This is a genomic window from Lysinibacillus sp. UGB7 (genome assembly GCF_049058285.1).
GTDB classification, from domain to species: Bacteria; Bacillota; Bacilli; order Bacillales_A; family Planococcaceae; genus Lysinibacillus; species Lysinibacillus sphaericus_B.
The window spans coordinates 103,274-109,816 of the sequence record NZ_JBMGUV010000018.1 but is presented as its reverse complement, the minus strand read 5'-3'; the positions used below and the strand labels follow the sequence as shown (position 1 = coordinate 109,816).

General features: G+C 40.4%; 6 protein-coding genes. 3 read left to right on the top strand and 3 right to left on the bottom strand.

Translation table 11 applies throughout. The features are described 5' to 3' along the window. Window positions 1-496 precede the first annotated feature (496 nt). The gene (ccpA, locus tag ACOMCU_RS16910; RefSeq protein WP_010860226.1) at window positions 497-1,501 is read left to right on the top strand and encodes a catabolite control protein A; all 1,005 of its coding nucleotides are present in this window, start codon (window positions 497-499) and stop codon (window positions 1,499-1,501) included. 63 nt (window positions 1,502-1,564) lie between these two features. Next, on the top strand, window positions 1,565-1,849 hold the full coding sequence (locus tag ACOMCU_RS16905; RefSeq protein ID WP_421050802.1) for a hypothetical protein: 285 nt from the start codon (window positions 1,565-1,567) through the stop codon (window positions 1,847-1,849). Window positions 1,850-1,930: 81 nt separating this feature from the next. Here the strand turns inward: ACOMCU_RS16905 and ACOMCU_RS16900 are convergent, their stop codons facing one another. The 3 genes from ACOMCU_RS16900 to ACOMCU_RS16890 are packed head-to-tail and all read right to left on the bottom strand — an operon-like array spanning window position 1,931 to window position 4,394. Beyond that, window positions 1,931-3,091: an acetoin utilization protein AcuC gene (locus ACOMCU_RS16900; protein ID WP_421050800.1), complete on the bottom strand. Its 1,161-nt coding sequence runs from the start codon at window positions 3,089-3,091 to the stop codon at window positions 1,931-1,933. Next, complete coding sequence (locus ACOMCU_RS16895; RefSeq protein ID WP_010860224.1) at window positions 3,091-3,738, bottom strand: acetoin utilization AcuB family protein; 648 nt, start codon at window positions 3,736-3,738, stop codon at window positions 3,091-3,093. The genes ACOMCU_RS16900 and ACOMCU_RS16895 overlap by 1 nt, the downstream gene beginning before the upstream one ends. Before the next feature lie 23 nt (window positions 3,739-3,761). Beyond that, window positions 3,762-4,394 carry a GNAT family N-acetyltransferase gene (locus ACOMCU_RS16890; RefSeq protein ID WP_421050798.1) on the bottom strand — a complete coding sequence of 211 codons (633 nt, stop codon included), beginning with the start codon at window positions 4,392-4,394 and terminating at the stop codon, window positions 3,762-3,764. A 349-nt stretch (window positions 4,395-4,743) separates the two neighbouring features. Here ACOMCU_RS16890 and acsA point away from each other — a divergent pair, with 349 nt between their 5' ends. After that, complete coding sequence (gene acsA / locus ACOMCU_RS16885; RefSeq protein WP_421050804.1) at window positions 4,744-6,465, top strand: acetate--CoA ligase; 1,722 nt, start codon at window positions 4,744-4,746, stop codon at window positions 6,463-6,465. Window positions 6,466-6,543 lie beyond the last annotated feature (78 nt).

Here is a 6,543-nt window from a genome sequence, read left to right as displayed (position 1 = left end):
AGAAGAAATCAAGAGAAAGAAAAAATAAGTAAGCCGCTTTAGCGGTTGGTGTGGAAACGGAGTGCGGTTGGCGGACCTTCAGGATGTCTTTAGACATGGGCCAGTACCCCAGCGTTTCACGCGCAGAGCAAACCACCAGTTATACTGGTGGTTCTGATTAATCCCGTAATAACGGTCAGTAAGACGCCCAGAACGATTAACTGCTCGGTAAAACCCGATTGGTTCAACTCACAAACAGTGGGGATGAAAAACTCCCACTGCTTGGCGTTTTCACTTTATCGAAAAGAAATTCTACATAATGAATGATTAGCAATTTGTATAAGATTGTATGCGTTTCTTGAATAATAGTATTAAAGAGTTTTTTGGTGACAAAATAATGTCTATAATAGTGCTATTTGTACTTGGTTTTTCAATTCATGCACTTACTTCTTCTTGAAAATGGTATGAAAATTATCGTATGATAAGGCTATATAAGGAAAAAAGGGAGGCACGTACGATGACTGTTACAATTTATGATGTTGCTCGTGAAGCGAATGTTTCCATGGCAACAGTTTCTCGTGTAGTCAATGGTAATCAAAATGTAAAACCGGCAACACGAAAAAAAGTTTTAGAAGTAATTGAACGATTAGAATATCGTCCGAACGCAGTAGCGCGAGGTTTAGCAAGTAAGAAAACAACAACAGTTGGCGTGATTATCCCGGATATTGCAAACAATGTTTACGCGGAATTGGCACGTGGTGTGGAGGATATTGCGACAATGTATCGTTACAATATCATTCTAGCCAACTCAGACCAAAATGAAGATAAAGAGTTACAACTGCTGGATACTATGTTGGGTAAACAGGTGGACGGTATTGTGATGATGAGTGATGAAGTAACTGAAAAAATGCGACAATCGATGGATCATTCACCTGTGCCGATTGTACTTGCAGGTTCAGTTGACGAATCGCAAACGATTGCCACTGTGAATATTGATTACTTCCAGGCGGCCAATGAGGCCATTACATTACTGATTAAAAATGGCCATACGAGAATTGGCTTTGTAACAGGTCCACTTACTTATACGATTAATAGCAAATTTAAGCTTGAAGCCTATAATAAAGCACTACAAGATGCAGGCTTAACTATAGACGAATCACTCATTGTTGCAGAGGAATCCAGCTATGACACAGGCTTAGAGGCTTGGGAAACACTATCTTCACTTGAAAATCCCCCAACAGCCTATTTTGCGGGTAGCGATGAACTAGCGATTGGGTTGATTCACGGGGCGCAGGACGCAGGTAAAAGTGTGCCAGATGATATCGAGGTCATCAGTTTTGAAAATTCAAAGTTAGCACGTATGGTGCGTCCGCAACTAACTAGTGTAGCATTGCCGCTATACGATATCGGTGCTGTTGCTATGCGTCTACTGACAAAGCTAATGAGCAAAGAGCCTGTTGAAAATGAAAAAGTTATTTTACCGTATCGCATTGAACTGCGACAATCTGTAAAAAGTAAATAATTATGAAAAACACGTAAATTCTAGGCTGTGATTTACGTGTTTTTTTATTGAGATCGATAGTTGTTGACGGATAAAACTGTAGAAGTAGCGGATAAAACTATAGAAGTGACGGATAGAACTGTAGAAGTGACGGATAGAACTGTAGAAGTGGCGGATAGAACTATAGAAGTGGCGGATAGAACTATAGAAGTGGCGGATAGAACTATAGAAGTGGCGGATAGAACTATAGAAGTGGCGGATAGAACTATAGAAGTGGCGGATAGAACTATAGAAGTGGCGGATAAAACCCTAGAAGTGGCGGATAGAACTATAGAAGTGACGGATAAAACTCTTAAAGTAGCAGATTAAACCCTTAAAATAACAGATAAAACTTTTGCTCGATAACGGAGAGCATGGAAAAGGCCTCGTGATCAGCATGAGGCCTTCCGTTTAAACATGTTTTTCATTGCGTATTATATGTAACGCTTTGGCTAACATTTGTGCATTCTTTTCTTCGATTTCGGTTTTTCGTGGAATAGGTTCATAGAGAGGGGTAGGATCCTCCCATGTTGGAATAAAAGGCACGGGTGCTTCTGGTTGCCAACGTTCTAACCAAGCCTGAGGAAGAGCGCCTGTTGGTAATTCTTGATCTGTCATTTCCAACCATAGCATAGACCAAGCTCTTGGAACAACTCGCCAAATATCGTAACCTCCGCCACCGACAGCAATCCATTTTCCTCCACAATACTCATGTGCTAATTTATGCGCAAGTTTTGGAATTTCTTTATAGATATTCATAGTACCGTATAAATGTGTCAGAGGATCAAAGTAATGGGCATCCGCGCCATTTTGTGTTAAGACAACATCTGGTTTAAAAAACTCAAAGACTTCACGCATAGCTTTTTCATATATATCTAGGAAACTTTCATCTTCAGTAAATGCATCAATTGGAAAATTAAAAGAAGTACCATAACCTTGGCCATTGCCACGTTCGGTAATATTCCCTGTCCCTGGGAATAAATAGCGTCCCGTTTCATGAATAGATAAAGTACATACATCAGGATCCTCATAAAAACTCCACTGTACGCCGTCTCCATGATGGGCATCGGTGTCCACATATAATACACGCGCCTTGTATTTTTCCTGTAAATAGCGAATAGCTACTGTACTATCATTGTAAATACAAAAACCTGAAGCCCTGCCACGGAAGCCATGATGTAGCCCTCCGCCGAGGTTTAGGGCGTGCTCAGACTTCCCTTCCATAACATAATCGACAGCTGTTAATGTCCCGCCGACCAACTGAGCACTTGCTTCATGCATATTTTTAAAAATCGGTGTATCCTCGGTGCCGATACCATAGCTTTCACCCTGTGCCTCGGTCAGCTTGCCATGTCCCGCTCTCTTCACGATGTCAATGTATTTAGGATCATGTGCTAGTAAAAGTTCCTCTTCTGTTGCGACACGTGCGGGAACGATATCAACATCATCGAGCGCATCGATCTTTTTTAGTAAATCCATTGTAAGCGTCAAACGTTTATGATTGAAAGGATGTGTATCTGAAAATTTATATCCGAGTTGCTCTGGCGAATAAACAAATACGGCCTTTTTCATTATAAAGAAACACCTGGTAAATTTGGCCAGAGTACATCGAAGCCCTCTTTACGGAGATCTTCAATCATCGCTAATGGATTGAGTGTTTTTACTCGGACACTTAAAATTTTATTGAGTGTATTTTCAGAATCAGGATAAACTAAGACGCTTTGGACATTTGCATGATGCTCATTGAAAACTTTCGTAATTTCAAACAATATACCAGGTGTATCGGATACTCGTATTTCGATTTTAGAACCTGGCTCAGTGGCACCAGTCAGCTCGATATATGTATAGAGCAAATCAGTAGTGGTCACGATGCCAACTAATTTTCCACCTGAGACAATTGGTAAACAGCCTACCTTGGATTCATAAAAAGTGAGTGCGACCTCTTCTACAAAATCAAGAGGATGACCAACAAGTGGATTTTTCACCATGATTTCTTCAATAGCGGCATTGAATACTGGTGAATTTGGTTCGTCAAGCAACGAGGAAGGTAATGCCTCTTTGATATTCCGCTCTGTGATAACGCCTAGAACATGTCGTTCATCATCTACGACAGGTAAATGCCGTACTTTTTTTTCACGCATCAATTTCAGTGCCTCCAACACAGTGTTTGTTGGGGCCAATGTGTACGGCTCTTCATTCATAATTTCTTCTACAATCATATACTCATCCCCTTTGTGTGGTTTTAATACATGAAGCGATTTCTAAAACGAAGTCTATCAAATCTTTCCATTGTCTCGGGTGGCACACGTTTCCCCTCACGTGCCATGAGGCAGTTCGCAGGATGTGATGTAATTTCAGGATCATCAGTAGCAAAATATTCAAAGCCAGCGGAGCTCATCATTCGCTCCATCATTTTGCGATAATCCCATACATTTAAACCGGTACCTTTTAAATCCCAATGCCAATAATATTCAGTTGTAATGACGAGATAGTCCTCCATTTCATCCCCCATGAAAGACACGGCTAACAACGTTTTACCAGTGCCTGTTCCACGATAGGCTGGGATTACTTCAATAGCCCCAAGCTCAATCATGTTATCAATTCGGTCTTCAGCCCAACGTTCAAGTGGATCGGGGTACAAATAGGTTACATAACCTACGATAATGTCTTCATTACGAATAATAATAATTCGTCCTTCAGGAAGTCCTGCAATTTCAATAATGGCTTGCTGTTGTTGCTTTGGAGGTCTAAAGGCAACCAAGCCTTCGTGGAATGAATATGTAGCTAATTTTTCTGGAGGAACAGGTCCTTCCACATACACGGTACCATGCTTTGTTTCCTTTGTAACAGAAAAAAAAGTTTTTTTATGTTCCATAATTACACCACCTGAGTTTAATAATTCCATTATAGCTGATTTCTCGCGTAAAAACGCTTATTTTTGTAAATTATAACTGCGTTTTTGGAAAAATAAAAATATTGAGACAACATTGATAAATTCGTGTAAAATAGAATTATATTGCAACTGTTATTTAACAGATGAATGTTGTTGAATAAGCATTTATTGTATTTTATTTACGCAAACTGTTGTATAACAATTGCTGCATAACGTGTTTTTCTTTGGAGAAGGTGGCGGATTTTAAGGGGGGATATCGAAGGAAAATCGATTTGGAATTTGCGCACTAATGTACTAAAGCGAAAACAAAGGAAGGGGTAATTTCATGGGGATGAAAACAATGGAGATATTAAAAGCATTACCACTGCAGTACAATTTGCCTAATTATGAGGATGCAGCAGCAACACATGATTGGGCAGAGACAGAAAAGGCATTTAATTGGTATGAAACAGGTCAAGTGAATATGGCTTATGAGGCAATTGATCGACATACCGAAACTTATCGCAAAAACAAAGTTGCACTCTATTACAATGATGGCAAGCGTAAAGAAGCATATTCTTTCAATGAAATGAAAAAGCTTACGAACAAGGCTGCTAATGTTTTAAAATCAGCGACAAATTTAGAAAAAGGCGATCGCTTATTTATTTTTATGCCACGTTCACCTGAACTCTATTTCACATTATTAGGCGCGTTAAAAATGGGTGTGATTGTTGGGCCGCTTTTCGAAGCGTTTATGGAGGGAGCGGTATACGATCGACTTTCGGATAGTGATGCACAAGTATTAGTAACAACGCCACAGTTGCTTGAACGTGTACCATTAGCCAAGTTACCTAATTTGCAGCAGGTTTTTTTAGTAGGTACTGATATTGAGGAAACAGCACAAATTTTAGACTTCAATAAACGCTTGAAAGAGGCGTCATCCCAGTTTGATATTGAATGGGTAGACCGTGAGGATGGTATGATATTACATTATACATCTGGATCAACTGGTGCGCCAAAAGGTGTATTGCATGTACATAATGCAATGCTCCAGCAGTACCAATCGACACAATGGGTGCTTGATTTACGGGAGGATGATATTTATTGGTGTACCGCTGATCCAGGATGGGTAACAGGTACATCTTATGGTATTTTTGGACCATGGTTAAATGGCATTACAATGTTGATTGTAGGTGGAAGATTTTCACCACAGGCATGGTATCAGGCTATTGAGGATTATAGTGTAACAGTTTGGTATAGTGCACCAACGGCATTCCGAATGTTAATGGGCGCTGGTAGTGGAGTACTGGAAAGCTATGATTTAACTTCCCTTCGACACGTATTATCGGTTGGAGAGCCTTTGAATCCAGAGGTTATTCGCTGGGGATACGAGGAATTAGGGCATCGTATTCATGATACATGGTGGATGACTGAAACAGGTGCGCATATGATTTGCAATTATCCAAGTATGGATATCAAACCTGGTTCAATGGGAAAACCACTACCTGGTGTACACGCGACAATTGTGGATGATGCAGGTGATGAAGTACCTCCATTCACAATGGGGAATTTAGCAGTACGTCGCGGTTGGCCAGCCATGATGCGCCAAATCTGGGGTAATCCACAACGTTATGAATCATACTTCTTAAAAGGTGAGTGGTATGTGTCTGGAGATTCAGCTTATAAGGATGATGAAGGGTACTTCTGGTTCCAGGGACGTGTTGATGATGTTATTATGACAGCTGGAGAGCGTGTTGGGCCGTTTGAAGTAGAAAGCAAACTCCTGGAGCATCCAGACATAATTGAAGCAGGGGTTATCGGTAAACCAGACCCAGTGCGTGGAGAAATTATTAAGGCGTTCGTATCTTTACGTGAGGGTGTTGAGCCATCAGATGCTTTGATCGAGAATATTCGTGATTTTGTGAAAAAGGGTTTGTCAGCTCATGCAGCACCGCGTGAAATTGAATTTAAGGAAAAGCTTCCGAAAACACGAAGCGGTAAAATTATGCGCCGTGTGTTAAAAGCATGGGAACTAAATTTACCAACTGGGGATCTTTCTACTATGGAAGATTAATATCATGAGGAGACACCAGTCACAATGTGGACTTGCTGACGCTGATACGTAAGTGATTTTTATTGAAATAATGCATAA